At 43.5% G+C, this 17,390-nt stretch carries 18 protein-coding genes; 12 read left to right on the forward strand and 6 right to left on the reverse strand.

From position 1 onward, the window contains the following. The first annotated feature begins 16 nt into the window (after positions 1 to 16). Positions 17 to 1,405, forward strand: coding sequence for an APC family permease (locus BAE31_RS14075; protein ID WP_076840733.1), 1,389 nt, complete (start codon positions 17 to 19; stop codon positions 1,403 to 1,405). Next, positions 1,380 to 2,774: an NAD-dependent succinate-semialdehyde dehydrogenase gene (locus BAE31_RS14080; RefSeq protein WP_076840734.1), complete on the forward strand. Its 1,395-nt coding sequence runs from the start codon at positions 1,380 to 1,382 to the stop codon at positions 2,772 to 2,774. The genes BAE31_RS14075 and BAE31_RS14080 overlap by 26 nt, the downstream gene beginning before the upstream one ends. A 44-nt stretch (positions 2,775 to 2,818) precedes the next feature. Here the strand turns inward: BAE31_RS14080 and BAE31_RS14085 are convergent, their stop codons facing one another. The 3 genes from BAE31_RS14085 to BAE31_RS14095 all read right to left on the reverse strand — a co-directional run bounded on the left by BAE31_RS14085 (position 2,819) and on the right by BAE31_RS14095 (position 5,839). Continuing rightward, the gene (locus BAE31_RS14085; RefSeq protein WP_076840735.1) at positions 2,819 to 3,415 is read right to left on the reverse strand and encodes an NAD(P)H-dependent oxidoreductase; all 597 of its coding nucleotides are present in this window, start codon (positions 3,413 to 3,415) and stop codon (positions 2,819 to 2,821) included. Between the two features lie 158 nt (positions 3,416 to 3,573). Next, positions 3,574 to 4,188 (reverse strand): YcnI family copper-binding membrane protein, encoded by a 615-nt coding sequence (locus BAE31_RS14090; protein ID WP_076840736.1) that lies wholly within the window; start codon positions 4,186 to 4,188, stop codon positions 3,574 to 3,576. A 16-nt stretch (positions 4,189 to 4,204) separates the two neighbouring features. Next, positions 4,205 to 5,839, reverse strand: a complete 1,635-nt coding sequence (locus BAE31_RS14095; protein WP_076840737.1) for a copper resistance CopC/CopD family protein — start codon at positions 5,837 to 5,839, stop codon at positions 4,205 to 4,207. Positions 5,840 to 6,346: 507 nt separating this feature from the next. Between BAE31_RS14095 and BAE31_RS14100 the strand changes: the two genes are divergently transcribed. From BAE31_RS14100 to BAE31_RS14120, 5 genes are all read left to right on the forward strand, one after another. Continuing rightward, entirely contained in the window at positions 6,347 to 7,789 is a 1,443-nt protein-coding gene (locus tag BAE31_RS14100; protein WP_076840738.1) for a PTS mannitol transporter subunit IIBC, read from the forward strand. Positions 7,790 to 7,884: 95 nt separating this feature from the next. Then, a complete protein-coding gene (locus BAE31_RS14105; protein ID WP_041106527.1) occupies positions 7,885 to 8,319 on the forward strand; it encodes a PTS mannitol transporter subunit IIA in 435 nt (144 codons plus the stop codon). Position 8,320: 1 nt separating this feature from the next. After that, complete coding sequence (locus BAE31_RS14110; protein WP_076840739.1) at positions 8,321 to 9,442, forward strand: mannitol-1-phosphate 5-dehydrogenase; 1,122 nt, start codon at positions 8,321 to 8,323, stop codon at positions 9,440 to 9,442. Positions 9,443 to 9,541: 99 nt separating this feature from the next. Then, positions 9,542 to 11,290: a methyl-accepting chemotaxis protein gene (locus tag BAE31_RS14115; RefSeq protein WP_076840740.1), complete on the forward strand. Its 1,749-nt coding sequence runs from the start codon at positions 9,542 to 9,544 to the stop codon at positions 11,288 to 11,290. Between the two features lie 226 nt (positions 11,291 to 11,516). Continuing rightward, the gene (locus BAE31_RS14120; RefSeq protein ID WP_076840741.1) at positions 11,517 to 11,909 is read left to right on the forward strand and encodes a RidA family protein; all 393 of its coding nucleotides are present in this window, start codon (positions 11,517 to 11,519) and stop codon (positions 11,907 to 11,909) included. A 199-nt stretch (positions 11,910 to 12,108) separates the two neighbouring features. Here the strand turns inward: BAE31_RS14120 and BAE31_RS14130 are convergent, their stop codons facing one another. Genes BAE31_RS14130 through BAE31_RS14140 form a run of 3 tightly spaced genes read right to left on the reverse strand, consistent with a single transcriptional unit; the run spans position 12,109 to position 13,067 of the window. Further along, positions 12,109 to 12,345 carry a DUF2651 family protein gene (locus tag BAE31_RS14130; protein WP_076840742.1) on the reverse strand — a complete coding sequence of 79 codons (237 nt, stop codon included), beginning with the start codon at positions 12,343 to 12,345 and terminating at the stop codon, positions 12,109 to 12,111. Positions 12,346 to 12,370: 25 nt separating this feature from the next. Next, entirely contained in the window at positions 12,371 to 12,664 is a 294-nt protein-coding gene (locus BAE31_RS14135; RefSeq protein WP_041106517.1) for a DUF5316 family protein, read from the reverse strand. A gap of 25 nt (positions 12,665 to 12,689) precedes the next feature. Beyond that, the gene (locus tag BAE31_RS14140) at positions 12,690 to 13,067 is read right to left on the reverse strand and encodes a VOC family protein (RefSeq protein ID WP_076840743.1); all 378 of its coding nucleotides are present in this window, start codon (positions 13,065 to 13,067) and stop codon (positions 12,690 to 12,692) included. 184 nt (positions 13,068 to 13,251) lie between these two features. Between BAE31_RS14140 and BAE31_RS14145 the strand changes: the two genes are divergently transcribed. From BAE31_RS14145 to BAE31_RS14165, 5 genes are all read left to right on the forward strand, one after another. Next, positions 13,252 to 13,521, forward strand: coding sequence for an excalibur calcium-binding domain-containing protein (locus tag BAE31_RS14145; protein ID WP_080769491.1), 270 nt, complete (start codon positions 13,252 to 13,254; stop codon positions 13,519 to 13,521). Positions 13,522 to 13,648: 127 nt separating this feature from the next. Then, positions 13,649 to 14,404: a Cof-type HAD-IIB family hydrolase gene (locus BAE31_RS14150; protein WP_041106513.1), complete on the forward strand. Its 756-nt coding sequence runs from the start codon at positions 13,649 to 13,651 to the stop codon at positions 14,402 to 14,404. A gap of 182 nt (positions 14,405 to 14,586) precedes the next feature. Beyond that, entirely contained in the window at positions 14,587 to 15,345 is a 759-nt protein-coding gene (locus BAE31_RS14155) for a LamB/YcsF family protein (RefSeq protein ID WP_076840744.1), read from the forward strand. 26 nt (positions 15,346 to 15,371) lie between these two features. Further along, positions 15,372 to 16,589: an NRAMP family divalent metal transporter gene (locus tag BAE31_RS14160; RefSeq protein WP_076840745.1), complete on the forward strand. Its 1,218-nt coding sequence runs from the start codon at positions 15,372 to 15,374 to the stop codon at positions 16,587 to 16,589. 5 nt (positions 16,590 to 16,594) lie between these two features. Further along, positions 16,595 to 17,386 (forward strand): putative hydro-lyase, encoded by a 792-nt coding sequence (locus BAE31_RS14165; protein ID WP_076840746.1) that lies wholly within the window; start codon positions 16,595 to 16,597, stop codon positions 17,384 to 17,386. Positions 17,387 to 17,390: the final 4 nt, after the last annotated feature.

A 17,390-nucleotide genomic window follows, 5' to 3' on the forward strand; every position in this document is an offset into this window, starting at 1 on the left:
AAAGGGGGATGGTTGTATGCAAAATCAACAAATGGCAAAAACCATGTCGCAGTCTGACGTACTGTTTTTGTCCATTGGTGCAATGCTTGGCTGGGGCTGGGTTGTACTTTCGGGAGATTGGATTTTAACAGCTGGATTTTTAGGCAGTGTGATTGCTTTCGTTATAGGCGGTATTCTCGTCATCTTTATTGGACTTACGTATGCCGAGCTTTCATCTGCAATTCCAGAGACAGGCGGAGGGCTCGTCTTTGTCCAGCGGGCATTTGGGATGAAAGCAGCGTTCGTCTCAGCGTGGGGCGTATTATTTGGTTATGTGTCTGTGATTACGTTTGAAGCTGTCGCCTTGCCGACCGTCATTGATTATGTGATTCCAACACAGCATGTTGGTTTCTTATGGAATATAGGGGGATGGGACGTTTATTTCACGTGGGTATTGATTGGATCTGGTGGTGCATTGTTTTTAACAGCGCTGAATTACATTGGGGCGAAGCCTGCTGCCATTTTTCAGTCCGTGTTCACAGTGGCGATTATTCTGACAGGTTTTCTCCTTTTAGGCGGCGCAACATTTAATGGAGATTTTGCAAACCTTGAGCCGATGTTTCAAGGCGGGGTTGGCGGTCTTATGGCGGTGTTAGTCATGATTCCCTTTTTATTCGTTGGGTTTGATGTCATTCCGCAAGTAGCGGCGGAGATTAACGCACCAAAAAAAATCATTGGGAGAATCTTGATTATCTCCATCGTGAGCGCGGTCATTTTTTATCTGCTTATTGTCTTTGGGGTAGCAGCTGGGCTGTCAAAAGGACAGCTTGAAGCCTCTTCATTAGCGACAGCAGATGCGATGGTACAGCTTCTCGGTCATCAAGCATTTGGAACAGTGCTGGTTATTGGCGGTGTAGCAGGGATTGTGACGAGCTGGAATGCTTTTATTATCGGTGCAAGCCGTATTCTATATGCTATGGCGGAAAGAGGTATGATTTCCAAATGGTTTGCGTATATTCATCCAAAGTATAAAACACCGACAAATGCCATTTTATTTCTTGGAGCTTTAGCTTTTTTCGCTCCATTATTAGGGCGTCCTGCCCTCGTATGGATTGTCAATGCGGGCGGTGTCGGAATCATCGTCGGGTACTTAATCGTGTCCATTGCCTTTATGAGGCTTCGCAAAACAGAACCTGAGCTGGAGCGTCCATACAGCATTAAATATTGGCGGACGACAGGTGTTTTAGCCATCGGACTGAGTCTTCTTTTCCTTTCATTTTACTTTCCAGGAATGCCGGCCTCCTTATCGTGGCCAGCTGAATGGATATTGCTTTTAGGTTGGGTACTCATTGGGTATATACTATATGTAATGAATCCAAGAACGAAGGAGACGGTAGAGCATGACAAACGAACTCAAAGTGTATAATCCTGCAACAGGAGAAGAAATTGCTTCAGTTGCTCAGCATACAAAAGAACAGATCGAAGACGCAATTTCCCGTTCACACAAAGCATTCAAATCATGGGCAAAAACGTCAGCGCATGAACGTGCCAATATCATTCGCAAGTGGTTTGATCTGATGATTGAGCATAAAGAAAGGCTTGCGAAAATCATCACAGAAGAAAACGGAAAGCCGTATCAAGAAGCATTAGGAGAAATCGTCTATGCGGCTGGTTATATTGAATGGTACGCAGAAGAAGCAAAGCGAATCTACGGCAGAACCATCCCGTCACATACGACGAACAAACGCCTTTTCGTCACAAAACAGCCAGTTGGTCCGGTTGCTGCCATTACTCCGTGGAATTTCCCTGCGGCGATGATTACGAGAAAGGCAGCTCCTGCGCTTGCAGCAGGCTGTACGTTTATTGTAAAACCTGCTGAAGACACTCCGCTGACAGCCATTGAACTAGTAAAATTAGGTCATGAAGCTGGCATTCCAGAGGATGCACTGCAATGGGTTGTGGGAGACGGCAAAGAAGTGGGTGAAATCTTCACAGATAGTCCATTGATTCGAAAAATCACGTTTACAGGCTCAACGCCCGTCGGAAAGCATTTGATCAAAAACAGTGCCAGCACAGTCAAACACGTATCAATGGAGCTTGGCGGTCATGCTCCGCTCATCGTAGACAAGGATGCGAATCTTGAACTAGCTGTCAAACAGGCAGTGGCATCTAAGTTCCGGAATGCAGGACAAACCTGTGTCTGTGCCAACCGCTTAATTGTGCATGAAGACATTCATGAAGCATTTGCGCAAAGCTTCAGTAAAGAAGTAGAAAAGCTGAAAGTAGGAAATGGCTTTGAAGAAGGCACATCTATTGGACCAATTATCAATAAGCGCGGCTTTGATAAAATTGTCGGTCAAATTCAAGATGCAGTGGATAAAGGGGCGAAAGTTCTTGTCGGCGGCGATACGCATTTCGACGATGACAAGTCGTATTATTTTGTCCAGCCAACGGTTCTTACACATGTGGATCCTTCGATGAACATCATGCATGAAGAGACCTTTGGTCCAGTGGCACCAATTACGACATTCAAAACGTTAGACGAGGCAATTGAATTAGCCAACAATACACCTTTTGGCCTTGCAGCTTATTTCTTTACAGAAAATTATCGGAACGGACTCTACATTTCAGAACATCTCGATTATGGGATTATTGGCTGGAATGATGGCGGTCCATCGGCTGTTCAAGCACCTTTTGGCGGTATGAAAGAGAGCGGAATTGGCCGAGAAGGCGGCATCGAAGGGATCGAACCTTATTTAGAAACAAAATATGTATCGATTGGTTTAGACGAATAAACGTGAAAAAGACTGTCAGAGGAATCTCGGCAGTCTTTTTTATGTTAAACAGCCGGCGGGAAAAGCTGATCCACCGTTTCTTTCGTTTCTTTCAGAATTTCATGTATGTAATCTGCAGATGCCTGCTCCATGCTGCTGAACAAAAGCCGTTCTACAGGCTGAACGCCAATAAAATTGAAGACTTCAGTATCAGTTGTCATGTGATGAGAGGAGCTGAAGACCTTATTGGAATCAAGAAAAGTCCTCGGTGCATCGTGTGTGTTGATAATGACACCTTTTTTGTGCCGAAGCAGATTTTCAATTTCTCCATCCTCATTGGTCTGATAAGCAAAACCTTCAGAAAAGACGCGCTCTACATATCCTTTTAGCATGGCCGGCAAGCCGGTCCACCATATTGGAAAAATAAACGTCAACACATCCGCTTGCTGAATCAGTGTCTGCTCTCTTTGAATGGCAATCGGGACATCCCCGCATTTGATGGCAGCCTTTTCTGCAATGGTGAGCTCTGGCGAAAAACCTAGGGCATAGACATCACGAACAGTCACTTTATGACCATTGTTCAATAGAGTGCTCACAACAAGATCTAATAAGGTTTGATTTAAACTTTGCTGGGGATGAGCAAATATGATTACATGGTTCATCTCATAGCCTCCTATGTGGTCATCTGTCTCATTATGTCACGCGGTATTATCCTGTTCAATCCTATATTGGTAATAACAAGTTGGGAAAATGGAAAATAATTGATTCGTCATAAAAGAAAAAGCGATCGTTTCTCAGAAAACGATCGCTCATACAGCCTTTATTTTTTTCTAAAAGCAAGTCCAAGTGCAATCAGTGCCACGACTAGAGCAGCAATGGACAACCCAAGCACAAGTGGTGAGGAAGAAGAGGAAGCTGTTTCAGATGCCTTTTCTTCTTTTGGTTTTTCTTGACCATGTGAATCCGTTACCGTATTAGATGCGACAATGTTTGTGATGGAATGCGGCTTGTCAGCATCTTTATCGCCAGTCCATTCAACGACCGTTCCATCCTTATAATATTGATACGCATCCCATGCAGCTTCACCTGCTTTTTCAGGATTTTTCGCTACAAAAACGAATTGCTGGAACTGTCCAGCAAGCACACCTTTACCCGTTGCTTCCCAAGTCACTCTTGTCACCTTGCCATCTTTTTCTTCAGTTGAAGTTTTCCAGCCAGGTACTGGCTCGTATTGTTGGAATTCTACGCCTTTAGGCATTGTGACGACAACTTTAGTCGTCGGACTGTCACTTTCAGAAGGAACTTTCAAAGTATAAGTTTCCCACGCATTTGTCGCAGATGTATCAGGCTTGACTGTCACGTGCGCACTCACAGGAATGGCCAATAAAAATGAAGCGAGAAGCATTGGTAATAAAGCTTTAACATATTTTTTCATATCATATGAACTCCTTTTAGTTTCTTCTAATAAATGTGGTATCGATATTTTCAAAAGAACCGGTTAATGCATGGATTTCAATTTTCCAAGTACCCTTTTCATTTAATAAGAGATTTTCAGCAGAGAAATGACCATTTTTTAATCGTTTCAGCTGAAATTCACTCGGTTTCTCTTCACCGAATAAGGCGACTTTATGGATCTTGGCTGTCACAGATTGAATATCAGTGATCGTTTCTCCATTCTTCTTTGTAAATGCCACTTCGAACGAGTTTTTCCCCGGGGCATTCGGGGTAATGCTCAAGGACACAATGTCACGATGCTCGACCTGATTTGCGCCAAAGAAGGGCTCAGGTGCAGGCGGAGGAGGGCTCGGAATATTGGTAAAGACAGCCGTTAATAACAAAATGGCGATCCCGATCACCCATTCAGCTCGTAAGGAAACGCTGCGTTTCTGCTTCTTTTCCCATCTCAGCATCAAGTAATGCATCAGCCCAAGAAGGCCCATGATGATAAATAAACCAAGCTTGATTAAAAAGGTGCGTCCGTATGCAGATTGGAAAAGAGCGTCAAACGATTGCAAAATAAAGATGGCATTCACAAATCCTGAGAACACAATGAGTCCAACAGAGAGCAGTGCCCAAGGATGAAATGCTGCTAGCGTACTCCGTATGAGCGGCTGATCTTCATTTGGCAGTTTCTTCATCAATAGAAGGACAATGGCTGTTAAACCACCGACCCAAATTGAAGCAGAGACGAGATGGATGAAATCAAGTGATGTTGTGAGTATTTTATTGTCTGTTGCGGCTGGATGTCCGATTTGTGCTTTCACCCAAAGGAGCACTGTGAATAGAAGCAGTGGAAACATCCAAACCCGAAAAGAAGAGAAGTCCCCTTTTCTTACCGCCACAATCGTCCAGATGGTGAGAAGAACAAATGACGCCATAAGCATCATCCACAGACTACCGCCAGAAGTGGACGCAATCGTTTCTTGTAAAAGCGAAGGCTGAAATGCCCCCCAAAAGGACACGTCTGCCGCTGATTTTGTCTGAATCGGCAGCTGGAACACAAGTGCTCCGCCCATCATGATCAATGACAATGTCAAAAGCCGCTGCATTCGTTTCGCCAATACAGGTGAAATCGCAGTCTTAAACCAAAGCAGTCCAAACAAAATGGTCCCAAGGAATAAGCTGAATGACGTATAAAGAAAGGCTTTATCAATAGTTGAGGCCACATCAATGGATTCATCCGTTTGACCTTGCTCTAATTGGTCAAAACCGCCAGCCGCTTTTCCAATACTAAACGGAATCATGCCAGAGACAGAGTGTCCGTCCGCTGATACCGCATTCCACTGAATGGTGTAAATTCCTTTTGGTAAATTCTTTTTTAAAGCCGCTTCCATGATCTTTTGATCTTTAATGACCGTATCTCCTTTATCCACACGATCACCTTTTGCATTTAGCACCTTAATGGCATGAAATCCGCTCTCAATTCCTTCACTAAATGTGATCGAGACTGAAGGAGGCTGCTGATCCAGCTCTTCATTTGCCGCTGGGTTTGAGCTCACGACGTATGCGTGAGCAAATGCTACCTTTGGAATGAAAAAAGCGAACATGACCATAAGAAGCAGAAGCCACTTACTATTTTTAAACAAGATGAATAACCGCCTTTCTACCTATGAAAATGTCTCATGTATCAGAAAGAAAGCGGCAGTAAACTGTGAGTCACAGAAAAAACCGCTCTTCCTATTGTGCCGCCCACTCTAAAAGGTAAACGAAACAAACAGCAAGATGGTTCACTTTTTCTGTGTCATGTCTGCGCAGACATTTCTTAATTGAATAGGTTTGATCAATTATAAGCCTATTCGATTTAAGAAGAGGAAACAAGAAGAGAGCATTTGAAAGTTGTGAAATTCCCATGAATTTTGCGTCAAAACAATGGCAGATCAACCTTTTTACCCGTTTTGTATTAGGATCTGAGAGTGATTTCACATCATTTTTCAATTTTGTCACACACTATGTGACAAAGTGACATTTAGTTTCAATTGAAGAGAACGTGAAAGCGTTTTACGATAGGCATAAGGGCTTCACTGAATATTGTTCTTATATCTTTTGACCTATAAAGCCCTAAATAAAGGGAGAGAAGAAAGGAGTTTTCATAGATGCAGGAAAAAAGCGGATTTCGCGTAAAAGTACAGCGCTTCGGAAGCTATTTAAGCGGTATGATCATGCCGAATATTGGAGCTTTTATCGCTTGGGGACTCATCACCGCATTGTTCATTCCAAGTGGTTATTTTCCAAATGAACAATTAAATACACTAGTTGGTCCAATGATCAACTACTTGCTGCCGCTCTTAATCGGTTACACAGGCGGGAAGCTCGTATATGACCATCGAGGCGGGGTACTCGGTGCAACCGCTACGATAGGGGTTATTGTCGGTTCGGACATCCCAATGTTTCTAGGCGCAATGATCATGGGCCCGCTTGGCGGTTATCTCATTAAGAAAATCGACCAGCTGTTTAAAGACCGAATCAGATCAGGCTTTGAAATGCTGATTAATAATTTTAGTGCAGGTATACTAGGTGCCATTTTAGTCGCCATTGCTTTCTACGCCATCGGTCCAGTGGTACTAGGCCTGAATAAAGCCCTTGCGGCAGGTGTAGATATCATTGTCAATGCGCATTTACTTCCGCTGGCAAGTATCTTCATTGAACCAGCGAAAGTATTGTTCTTAAACAATGCAATTAACCAAGGGATTTTAGGTCCATTAGGAGTAGAGCAAGCGGCGAAGACAGGCCAGTCCGTTCTGTTCTTGCTTGAAACAAACCCTGGACCAGGTCTCGGTGTTCTTCTAGCTTACATGTTCTTTGGAAGAGGGACGGCAAAGCAGTCTGCACCGGGTGCGATTGTCATTCAATTCTTAGGGGGAATCCATGAGATTTACTTCCCATACATCTTAATGAAGCCAAAGCTCATTTTAGCGGTTATTGCTGGGGGAGCGAGCGGCGTTCTGACCTTTACACTGTTAAATGCAGGCTTAAAGGCTGTGCCGTCACCAGGAAGTATCATCGCTCTGATGCTCATGTCACCAAAAGGCGGCCACCTTGCCGTTCTAGCAGGTGTTGTCGTGGCAGCGGTCGTATCGTTCCTTGTCGCTTCTGTCATTTTGAAAGCGTCTAAAGCAGTGGACGAAGACTTAACAGCAGCAACTGAAAAAATGCAAGACATGAAAGGCAAGAAAAGTGCAGCAGCAGCTGCTCTTACAGCACAAAAAGAAGGTGCTGAAGCAAGCGAGCAAGCAGCATCTCCAGATGAAATCAATCCAGATAACGTGAACAAAATCATCTTTGCCTGTGATGCAGGAATGGGCTCAAGTGCGATGGGCGCATCCGTCTTAAAGAATAAAGTCAAAAAGGCAGAGCTTGATATTGATGTAACAAATACATCCATCAGCAACCTCCCAGATGATGCCGATGTGGTCTTTACTCATAAAGATTTAACAGATAGAGCCAAGGCAAAACTGCCAGGAGCTGTTCATATCTCAGTTGATAATTTCTTAAACAGCCCGAAATACGATGAGCTGATTGAGAAATTGAAAAAATAACATGATGAAACGGGTTGAGTCCAATTTTTCCTAATTGAACTCCCCGTTTTGGTTGTTTTCTGATTTTCCATTCTAAAAAAGGTGTGTGATCTTTCATGAAACAAGTACTTTCAAAAGACAATATTTTTCTAAACGAACAAGCCGGCTCTAAAGAAGAAGCCATTAAAAAAGCGGGCGAAGTCTTAGTGGCAAACGGTTATGTCACGAGTGATTATGTGGACAAAATGTTTGAAAGAGAAAATATTTCTTCTACATTTATGGGCAACGGAATTGCCATTCCTCATGGAACAGAGGATGCGAAAGCGGCTGTTCTTCATTCAGGAATTTCCATTATCCAAATTCCAGATGGCGTTGAATATGGCGAGGGGAATATTGTCAAAGTTGTATTTGGTATCGCTGGTAAAAACAATGAACATCTCGATATTCTTTCTCAAATTGCGATTGTCTGTTCAGAGGAAGAAAACGTAGAGCGTATCATTCATGCAAAGGATCAGGATGAACTGATTGCCATCTTTAACGAGGTGAACTAACATGAAGGCACTTCATTTTGGAGCAGGAAATATTGGCAGAGGATTTATCGGATCTTTGTTAAAAGCATCAGGCTTTGAGCTCGTTTTTACCGATGTAAATGAAGCGGTGATCAACGAGCTGAATGAAAAAGGAGAATACACAGTAGAACTTGCAGCACCAGGGCAGCAGCAAGAAGTGGTTGGTCCTGTGTCAGCCATCAATTCCGCAAAAGATCCAGCCGCATTAACAGAGGCAGTTGCAACAGCTGATCTCATTACAACAGCTGTTGGACCAGCTGTTTTGAACATCATTGCTTCATCGATTGCTGAAGGTTTAAAACAGAAAAAGACTGATCATATCATCAACATTGTGGCGTGTGAAAATATGATTGGCGGCAGCTCTCATTTAAAGGAAGCCGTTTTCTCTCATTTAACAGCTGATGAACAAGAAGCGCTGTCACACACAGTTGGTTTTCCAAACGCTGCGGTTGACCGCATTGTCCCCATTCAGCACCATGAGGACATTTTGAAAGTATCAGTCGAGCCATTTTTCGAGTGGGTCATTGATGAGACAGGCTTTATTGGAGACGTTCCTCAGATCGATGGAGCGACCTTTGTCCAAGATTTGACGCCTTATATTGAGCGTAAGCTCTTTACTGTCAACACAGGACATGCACTAGCTGCTTATGTCGGGTACGAGAAAGGCGTGCAAACGATTAAAGAAGCTGTCGATACACCAGAGATTCGTCAAGTGGTAGAAGGTGCACTTCACGAAACGGGCAGTTATTTAATCGACACATATGGTTTTCAAAAAGAAGAACATGATGCGTATATCCAAAAAATCATCAAACGATTTGAAAATGCCTTTATCTCTGATGAAGTCACGCGCGTCGCACGTTCCCCGCTTAGAAAGCTTGGAGCAAATGACCGTTTAATCGGTCCAGCGAAAAAAATCAGACAGCCACAGTATTTAGTAAAAGGAATCGTGGCAGCTTTGGCTTACGATTTTACTGAAGACGAAGAAGCTGTTCGTCTGCAGGCATTACGAAAAGAAAAAGGCATTGAAGGTGTGCTGAAAGAGGTATGTGGACTCTCGCCAGCAGACGATCTTTATCAAGCCATTCTTAAAGAAGCAGCTCATTAATCAGAAAATCCCTTTCCAATGTGCGAAAGGGATTTTTTCTATGACTTTTTTAATACTTTTTCCTGCTTGACGATATATAAAGTAAGGGGGAATTTGTACATGAAAAAGAAAGCGTTTGCGTCAAGAAGTGTCTTTTTTCAATTAATGTCTGCCATTATCGTGATCACGATTTTAACGGGCGGACTTGTTGGAACAACGGGTTATTTTTTAGCGAAACACGTATTAATTGATGCAGGGAAAGCAGATTTAAAGCACATCGTCAGCGGAGCAATGGCCACACTTGAACAGTTGAATGACCGTGTGGAGAAAAAAGAACTGACGCTTGAGCAGGCGCAAGAACAAGCCCGGCTTTACTTGAGTGGACCCAAAAATGACAACGGGAAGGGATACCAATCTCAAAAATCAGATTTTATCTATAAAAATAAAGGCTATCTGATCGCATATGGCACTGACTATTCAACCCAGGTCCATCCGGTCAACGACATCGGCGTCATTCCAGATAACACGACCAATCGTCAAAAAATGGTCGCTGGCGCCAATGCAAAAGGCGAGGATGCACACTATGTGACCTATATGGATAAGGACGATGCAACCGGCGAAGAAAAAGAAAAGCTCGCCTATATGAGCCAGTTTACGCCGTGGAATTGGAGTGTAGGTATCGCTGTCTTCCAGGACGAATTTTATAAAGAATTAGAGCAGATGAAGCTCTATATTATTCTCATTACAGCAGGTGTCGCCCTTCTGAGTCTAGGCGTCTTTTATTTAGCTGCTCGAGGAAAAGTCAGACTGCTGAAGCAAGTCACTGCTGCTTCAAAGGAAATTGCGGCGGGGAATATTGAACGCACGAACTTAAAGGAAACAACGGATGAAATCGGACAGCTGGCAAAAGGCTTTAACCATATGTCAGGAGAGCTCAGAACGCTGGTGAGCGGTTTACAGGAAACGAGCAGTCAGCTTGTTGAATCAGCGACAGATTTATCGGCGATATCTGAAGAAACCTCAGCCAGCAGTGAAGAAATTGGACGAGCCATTGGAGACATTTCGACTGGAACACTTCATCAAGCATCTGATCTTGAAGAAGCCAATCAACAAATGACCCAGTTTAATCAATCTATTGAGAATGTCAAAGAACAGAGTGATCAAATTAAACGGATTTCTGACCAATCGAGTCAATCATCACAGCAGGGTCAGCAAATCTTACAGCAATTAAAACAATCAAATGAACAATCGATTCAGGCGTCTCAAGGCATTAGAGCAGGAATCGAGCAGTTAAGTACAAAAGTACAGGATATTTCTCAAATCACAGATACGATTGAAAGCATTTCAAATGAGACGAATTTACTGGCACTGAATGCAAGTATTGAGGCAGCACGGGCGGGAGAGCATGGCAAAGGCTTCTCAGTTGTGGCGAGTGAAGTGCGGAATTTAGCTGAACAGACAAAACAATCAGCCGTCCAAATTCAGCAAATGATTCAAGGCATTAAAGAAGAAACGACGGCAACAGCGGGCATCATGTCGAGCACAATGGATCGTTTTGCCGAGCTGGATGAAGCGGTGCATGCAACAGAACATGAATTCAATGCCATCTCTACGTTGATTTCACAAACCATCGTTGAAACAAACGCGATGGCAAAAGAGCTGAATACACTGCTGGAGCAAAACGACCTCATCACAAAAGCCATGCACGGCGCAGCACATGTTTCTCAAGAAAATGCTGCGGCGATCGAAGAAATCACTGCATCCACAGACGAACAAGTGACAGCCATTTCTAATGTGGCTAAAGCAGCAGAAAGACTCAATGAGCTTAGCATGCGATTGAATCAGGACATTGCGCGTTATCGTCTATAAATCATTTTGACGATGTATCACTTGTCAGGTACGATGAAGTTAATCAAAACCTTGCTCACGCAATCAAAAGGAGTGTTCCGGTCATGAAAAAGAAGATATTGATGTTCTTACCTTGTGGCTATGGATACTCCACTGCTGTTTTCTTTGAAGGTAGATAGAAATTGGTGAAGTCTGTCTACAAAACGAAGAAACTAGTAGAAAAATAAACGTGAGTGAGGGACATAACATGGAAAAAATCACGAGAAAAAACCCAGAAAGTATGCCGAAACCTGTTGGTCATTACAGTCATATCACAAGGGTGCCAAAGGGTGCGGGTTTATTTGTTACATCGGGTCAGGTAGGGACAGATATAGATGGGCAGATCCCATCAAGCTTAAACGACCAAGTAACGAATACGTTTGAAAACATTAAAAAAATCCTTGAATCAGAAGGATTGAATGAAGAACATGTGATCAAGGTCAATATATGGGCAACAGAAGAAATCGACTGGGACCAACTATATCCTCAGTGGGATACGATCTTTAAAACAGCTTACCCATCAATGACGGTTGCTTATGTATCAGCTTTAGGATGGCCGGAGCTGAAAATTGAAATTGAATTATGGTGTGCGGATATATGATTCAAAAAAAGAACAGTGGAAACTGTTCTTTCAAATTGTTGACAAAGGGCTAAAATGATCTTTATTTTAGCCCTTTGTCTTCTTTTTTTCAGCGTGATAGAAAACCTTTGAAGTCTAGGAAGGACGAGTACCGGCGCGGAGCGAATTTGACATTTGTGAGCACCGGAACGCAGACCTGATACCGAATGCGAGGGTTTGTCTACACGCTGAGCCGCCTTGTAATCCATCCAGCAAGGAACGTAAAGACGGTATAGACGATGACCCAAATGAGAAAGGATTCATTCCCGTCAATATAAGTGAACATGAAGATCATGCTCGCTAACAGCACAATCAAAGTAGGCATCCAAACATTCTTTAAAAAGAGCGTGCCCAAAATGCCAATCAGCACAGAGATAATAGGAAAGCCAAATACAATGAATAGAATAAAAACAGCCATATTGCGAACTCCTTTTAACAAGTGTTTACATCAAAACATAAAAGACCGAAGCAGCCATGTGTGGAAGTGCAAAAATCATCACAAGAAAAGCCGTATCAAGACGCCACATGCGGTGTTCTTTTGTTTCAGAATGATAGGCTGCTCGTGTCTCTTCTCCACTTGTCCAAGCACCCATTAGCACCCCAGACATCACGACCCCAATAATAGAAATCCCGCCGCTGACAAACCCAATCCATTCAAGGTGCTGCAATAGGATAGAAGCGCTGCAAATCACAATCATTGAGCAAACACCGGCGAAAAAGGCATGTTTTTTTCTCATTCTGGTTCACTCCCTTCACAGCCAATTAGGAGACCGCATCACATATTTCAATGAAATGACCATCAGGATCAGACACATAAGCGACTGTTTGACCCCATGGTTTTTTTGCAGGTTCTTTGATGATCGGAACCCCTTTTTCCTTCATTGATGCAATCGTTTGCGCCACTTCATCCACAACAAAGCCAATCTCAAACGTGTGAGACGCTTGATTTGCTTCAGGGACAGGCAATCCGAGTGCTTCTTTGACATCCTGTCGTGAATTAATCGATAACGTCACGTCTCCAGTGTCAAACTCAACATAGGATTCAACCCTCAATTTTATTGGGAAACCAAGTACATGCTGATAGAAATGAATACTCGCCTCCACATCGTTTACATATAGAATGGTATATTTCATTTTCATGTGAAAAGCTCCTCTCTTCATATACGTGTCAAAAACGGAAAGGTTTCCCATTCATTGTACCATATAGGATATAAGATATATTTCATGCCAAAAAAATCAAAATAATTAGCTCGATAGTCTTGAAAAACAAAAAGTGGTGACATATGATAAAAATGTAAAATTAGAAAAAATAGGGGGATCTTACATGTTGAAAAAAATCATGGTGGCTGTCTTGTCTTTAGGTCTTTTACTAAGCTTTACACAAGTCGACACCCACACAGCAGATGCAAAAACGGTCAAGTCTTACAAAAACTGCAAAGCGCTGAACAAAGTATATAAAGGCGGCGTAGCAAAAAGCAAAAACACGAAAAACAAAGGCGGAAAAACAAAGTACAAGCCTTATGTATCAAAAGCACTTTATCAAAAAAATATGCGGCTTGACCGCGATAAAGACGGCATTGCGTGTGAACGCTAAGCACCTGTGAAAAGACCTGTCACAAGGTCTTTTTTCTATGGGATCAAACTCGTCCCTTTGTGCCAGCTTCATCTTTATATTAAAATAAAGATAGTTTCAAAAATCGATACAAAGTGGGGTACTCAATTTGTCAACACAAGCTCATAAGAAAGACATCCGATTGATTGCCATTGATATGGATGGCACGCTGTTAAACAGTGAGCACATCATTCCAGAGGAAAATAAACAAGCCATTAAAGAGGCTGAAGCAAAAGGGGTCCATGTGGTCATTAGCACAGGGCGGACACTGATGACATGCCGAGAGCTGGTTGAGCCGCTCAAGTTATCGTCTTACCTTGTGACAGCAAACGGAAGTGAAATCTGGGATTCAAACTTCCAGCTGATCGAACGAGATCTGCTGCATCCTGATCACGTCCAAATGATGTGGGATTTAAAAAATAGGTACGAAACCGATTACTGGGCTTCGACTGTGGATAAGGTGTGGAGAGGTGAATTCCCTGAACGAATTCATGACCATGAATGGCTGAAATTTGGCTTTGATATTCATGATGATGACGTTCGTGAGGAAGTACTCAATACATTGAAAACAAATAAGCATCTAGAGATCACAAACTCAAGTCCAACGAATATCGAAGTGAATGCAGCCGGCATTAACAAAGCGGCAGCTCTTGCAAAAGTAGCAGAACGCATTGGCTGTACGATGGACAACGTCATGTCACTTGGCGACAGCCTCAATGATATAGCCATGATTCAAGAAGCCGGATTAGGCATTGCCATGGGAAATGCGCAGGAAGTGGTGAAAGAGGCCGCTGATTGGATTACAGCGCCTAATACAGAACACGGCGTGGCAAAAGCCATCCAACATTGGGTGCTGTCTAAATAAGGTGCATATCATTACAAAAAAAGTGAGAGGATTTTGCCTCTCGCTTTTTTTGTTTTCTCCTAGTTCTATTGTTATGTTTTCTGCCAATTTCATGTGCAGTCTATTCAAAGTTGGTATAATCAATATAAATTCGAATATTCGGACTTTATATTCCGTATTTCGGAACAATAAGGAGGGATTCTATGTATCAAGTGGATATCAACTGTGATTTGGGAGAAAGCTTTGGTCAATACACAATCGGTGCAGATGAACAAATCTTAGAATATGTCACCTCAGCCAACATTGCTTGCGGTTTTCATGCAGGAGATCCAACGGTCATGAGAAAGACAGTTAGAATGGCACTGGATAAAGGGGTTAAAATTGGTGCACATCCAGGTTTGCAAGATTTGGCCGGCTTTGGCAGACGTCCAATGGCTATCTCCGCAGAGGAAGCCTATGATCTTGTCATCTATCAAATTGGCGCTCTATCAGCCTTTCTCAAGGCCGAGGGCGGCACGATGCAGCATGTCAAACCACACGGCGCCCTCTACAACATGGCAGCTAAAAATAATGAATTATCTGAATCGATTGCGCAGGCTGTATATGATGTGGACCCAAACCTTGTGTTATTTGGTCTGTCAGGCAGTGAACTTGCGTTAGCAGGTGAACGAATAGGTCTGCAAGTGGCACATGAAGTTTTTTCTGATCGGACGTATCAAACAGACGGGACGCTGACATCGCGCCGCGAACCACATGCACTCATTAAAGAGGATGAACGGGCCGTCCAGCAGGTTGTTCGTATGGTGCGAGAAGGCAGGGTTCGTACAGTTCAAGGAGAAGATATCGAGCTCAAAGCAGATACGGTTTGCATTCACGGAGACGGCAGTCATGCGCTTCAATTTGCGAAGATCATTACAGCAAAGCTAAAAGAAGCCGGCATCCATCTGAAGGCCTTTCAATAAAAATCGTCATCAAAGGGGGAAACAGCATGAAAACAGAGAAAGTCAAACAAATGAAGGCACCAAAGGGGAATCGGTCTATGCTGATGGGCGCAGCCTTTTTAATGGCGACGTCCGCGATCGGACCGGGATTTTTAACACAAACAACCGTCTTCACACAGCAGCTTGCGGCTAGCTTTGGATTTGTCATTTTGATCTCAATTTTATTAGATATTTTTGCACAAACAAATGTATGGCGCATCATTGCCGTGTCAGAAAAACGAGGTCAGGATATCGCAAATATGGTGCTCCCGGGTCTCGGCTATGTGCTGGCCTTTTTGATTGTCATTGGAGGACTTGCCTTTAACATCGGAAATATCGCTGGAGCTGGTCTCGGTTTCCAGGTGATCTTCGGAGTCGATCCGCGAATCGGCGCAGGGATCAGTGCTGTGATTGCCATTCTTATCTTTGTGATCAAAGAGGCTGGGAAAGCGATGGATCGTTTCACACAGGCAGCTGGTTTTGTCATGATTGGCCTGATGCTGTATGTGGCGATTTCAACAGCGCCGCCAGTTGGAGAAGCGGCCGTGAGAACATTTGTCCCAGAGACGATTGATATTTTATCCATTGTGACACTTGTGGGCGGAACGGTAGGCGGCTATATCGTCTTTGCTGGCGGGCATCGCTTGCTGGATGCAGGTATTAAGGGGAAGGAAGCACTGCCGCAAGTGACGAAAAGCTCTATTTTCGGTGTTTTAATTACATCTGTCATGCGTGTAGCACTCTTTCTTGCCGTATTAGGGGTTGTTTCAAAAGGCTTGCAGATTGATCCATCCAACCCGCCTGCCTCTGTTTTTCAATTAGCTTCAGGAAATATCGGCTATAAAATGTTCGGGATTATTATGTGGGCTGCGGCGATTACGTCTGTCATTGGAGCAGCATACACATCTGTTTCTTTCTTCAAAACCTTCTCACCAAAAATTGAGCAAAACCAGCGTGGCATTATCATTGGTTTTATTGCTCTTTCAACCCTTTGTTTTATCACGATCGGAAGACCTGTGAACATCTTGATATTAGTTGGAGCAATCAATGCATTGATTTTGCCGCTCGCCCTTGGCACTTTACTCGTTGCGGCGTATAAGAAAGACATTGTTGGAGATTATCGTCATCCATTCTTTTTGACAGTGACTGGTGCATTTGTTGTGGTCATTATGGCGATGATGGGCGGCTATACCATCATGAATGAAATCCCTAAACTATGGAGCTGATCCAGATGAATACTTATCAAACATATGAGCCATCACAGATGAGAGAATTGATTCGCGAAAAAAAGATCACAGGACCAACGGCTGGCTTTGCAGAAGGGTTTGCTCAAGCCAATTTAATGATTGTCAAAAAGGAACTTGCCTTTGATTTTCTTTTGTTTTGTCAGCGGAATCCGGCTGCATGTCCCTTGCTTGATGTACTGGACCCAGGTGATCCAGTGCCAAGACGGTCGGCGCCTCAAGCGGATATTCGTACGGACTTTCCTAAGTACCGTATTTACCGAAAAGGGATTCTTGAAGAAGAGGTTACAGATATCACTGCTTATTGGGAGGGTGATATGGTTGCCTTTCTCATTGGATGCAGTTTTACGTTTGAGCACGCGCTTATGCTGAATGACATTCCTGTCCGCCATATTGAAGACGGTCATAACGTACCCATGTATCAAACGAATATAGCTTGTGAAAAAGCAGGAGTCTTTCACGGCCCGATGGTGGTCAGCATGAGACCCATTCCGGCGCATCAAGTCACAAGAAGTGTTCAAGTGACATCTCGATTTCCATCAGTCCATGGCGGTCCGATCCATATAGGGGACCCAGCGGTGATTGGCATTTCCGATGTGAATCAGCCTGACTTTGGAGAACCATCTGTGATCAAAGAAGGAGAGGTCCCGGTGTTTTGGGCATGTGGTGTGACGCCGCAAGCCATTGTCATGCATACAAAACCCGACATTGCGATTACTCATGCACCTGGGCATATGTTCATCACAGATCGAAGAGATCAAAAGCTCGGTGTACTGTAGAAAG

The organism is Bacillus sp. I-2, assembly GCF_001974945.1.
GTDB classification, from domain to species: domain Bacteria; phylum Bacillota; class Bacilli; order Bacillales; family Bacillaceae; genus Bacillus; species Bacillus safensis.

What these genes read in the sequence shown, in the direction of transcription:
- BAE31_RS14140 (WP_076840743.1), bottom strand. Translation starts at nt 13,067, where the DNA reads ATGAAAATGAAATATACCATTCTATATGTAAACGATGTGGAGGCGAGT.
- BAE31_RS14135 (WP_041106517.1), bottom strand. Translation starts at nt 12,664, where the DNA reads ATGAGAAAAAAACATGCCTTTTTCGCCGGTGTTTGCTCAATGATTGTG.
- BAE31_RS14120 (WP_076840741.1), top strand. Translation starts at nt 11,517, where the DNA reads ATGGAAAAAATCACGAGAAAAAACCCAGAAAGTATGCCGAAACCTGTT.
- BAE31_RS14160 (WP_076840745.1), top strand. Translation starts at nt 15,372, where the DNA reads ATGAAAACAGAGAAAGTCAAACAAATGAAGGCACCAAAGGGGAATCGG.
- BAE31_RS14145 (WP_080769491.1), top strand. Translation starts at nt 13,252, where the DNA reads ATGTTGAAAAAAATCATGGTGGCTGTCTTGTCTTTAGGTCTTTTACTA.
- BAE31_RS14085 (WP_076840735.1), bottom strand. Translation starts at nt 3,415, where the DNA reads ATGAACCATGTAATCATATTTGCTCATCCCCAGCAAAGTTTAAATCAA.
- BAE31_RS14155 (WP_076840744.1), top strand. Translation starts at nt 14,587, where the DNA reads ATGTATCAAGTGGATATCAACTGTGATTTGGGAGAAAGCTTTGGTCAA.
- BAE31_RS14075 (WP_076840733.1), top strand. Translation starts at nt 17, where the DNA reads ATGCAAAATCAACAAATGGCAAAAACCATGTCGCAGTCTGACGTACTG.
- BAE31_RS14105 (WP_041106527.1), top strand. Translation starts at nt 7,885, where the DNA reads ATGAAACAAGTACTTTCAAAAGACAATATTTTTCTAAACGAACAAGCC.
- BAE31_RS14110 (WP_076840739.1), top strand. Translation starts at nt 8,321, where the DNA reads ATGAAGGCACTTCATTTTGGAGCAGGAAATATTGGCAGAGGATTTATC.
- BAE31_RS14130 (WP_076840742.1), bottom strand. Translation starts at nt 12,345, where the DNA reads ATGGCTGTTTTTATTCTATTCATTGTATTTGGCTTTCCTATTATCTCT.
- BAE31_RS14080 (WP_076840734.1), top strand. Translation starts at nt 1,380, where the DNA reads ATGACAAACGAACTCAAAGTGTATAATCCTGCAACAGGAGAAGAAATT.
- BAE31_RS14090 (WP_076840736.1), bottom strand. Translation starts at nt 4,188, where the DNA reads ATGAAAAAATATGTTAAAGCTTTATTACCAATGCTTCTCGCTTCATTT.
- BAE31_RS14115 (WP_076840740.1), top strand. Translation starts at nt 9,542, where the DNA reads ATGAAAAAGAAAGCGTTTGCGTCAAGAAGTGTCTTTTTTCAATTAATG.
- BAE31_RS14165 (WP_076840746.1), top strand. Translation starts at nt 16,595, where the DNA reads ATGAATACTTATCAAACATATGAGCCATCACAGATGAGAGAATTGATT.
- BAE31_RS14100 (WP_076840738.1), top strand. Translation starts at nt 6,347, where the DNA reads ATGCAGGAAAAAAGCGGATTTCGCGTAAAAGTACAGCGCTTCGGAAGC.